This window comes from Streptomyces sp. MB09-01 (genome assembly GCF_033794505.1).
Taxonomy (GTDB): Bacteria; Actinomycetota; Actinomycetes; order Streptomycetales; family Streptomycetaceae; genus Streptomyces.
The window spans coordinates 1-1,179 of record NZ_JARAYQ010000564.1 but is presented as its reverse complement, the minus strand read 5'-3'; the positions used below and the strand labels follow the sequence as shown (position 1 = coordinate 1,179).

Below are 1,179 nucleotides of genomic sequence, written 5' to 3'. Positions count from 1 at the left end.
TTATAAGCTTGCCTCTTGACCCTCCCCCATGCCGGCGATCACCCGCTCCCCTTCGGCGACGATCTCCTCCTTCTGCTCCTTCGAGACCCGGCCGAACAGCTCTACGGTGAGCGCCGCCCCCTCCAGCTTCCACAGCCCGGCGACGAACCCGTCGACGAGCAGGGTGCAGTGGGCCTGGTTCCCGGTCCAGGTACGGCCCTTGATCTCGGGGGCGACCACGCGGGTGCGGTCGGCATGCGAGAGCAGGAGGTTGTCGAACTCCGGGAGGAAGCGGGGCGGCGCCGGGGTGTCCGGGTCGGGCCGGGGCGCGTCGGGGAGGTCGAAGAGCTCGACGCCGTTCTCGTCCCGGAAGGCGACCAGGCCCGGCCGCAGCCGCTCGAAGGCCTCGCGCAGCCGGGTCAGTCCTGCCCAGATCTGCATGTCCTTGACGGAGGCGGGACCGAAGGCGGCGAGGTAGCGCAGTACGACGTCGTCGACGGGCTGCGCCGCGCCGGCGGGCCGGCCGAGCCAGTTCTCGGCGGTGGTGAGCCGGACCTGCCCGCTGCGCCCCCACACTCCGCGCGGGGTGACCTGCACCAGCGGCAGCCGGCAGCGCGCGGCGACGGACAGGGACTGCGGGTCGGCGTCGGGCCACTCGCGGAGCAGTTCCTCGCGGATCTCGCCCATGGTGCGCGGCGCGCTCTCGACGAAGCCGCGGGCCCGTTCCGCCAGCCGGTCCAGATCCACTCCCACGAGCCCCTTCCGGAAGTAGTTGACCTCCCGGTCGCGTGCGGGCTGGACGAGCGGGCGCAGGGTCAGGGCGTCGTGCGCGGTGTGGGTGTGGATGGTGGAGCGCATGGTGACCATCCGGACCACCGCGCGCGACTCCATGAGCCCGGCCAGTTCGGCGGGCCGGAAGCCGGCGAGCCGGGCGTGGAGCTGGAAGTAGGGCGGCTTGACGTTCTGGGCCTGCAGCCCGAGCAGGTGGGTGACGGCGCCCTCCGCGGACATCTCGGCGCGGCTGAGCAGCAGCTGGCGGGCGAGCGTGGCACGGTTCAGGGCGCGGGTGCCGAGTACGGGATGCGTCGTCGTGGAGGCCATGACAACAAACTAGCCCTCCTTGCGGACACCCCCTGTCCGCAACTCCCGGCCGAAACCACCTCGCATCCCGCCCGGCATCACAGGTCACCTCCCGTGACG

The 1,179-nt window shown here is 72.1% G+C and carries 1 protein-coding gene; it reads right to left on the bottom strand.

The window, feature by feature from the left end:
- On the bottom strand, positions 1–1,080 hold the full coding sequence (locus tag PV721_RS43470) for a winged helix DNA-binding domain-containing protein (RefSeq protein ID WP_319734412.1): 1,080 nt from the start codon (positions 1,078–1,080) through the stop codon (positions 1–3).
- Positions 1,081–1,179 lie beyond the last annotated feature (99 nt).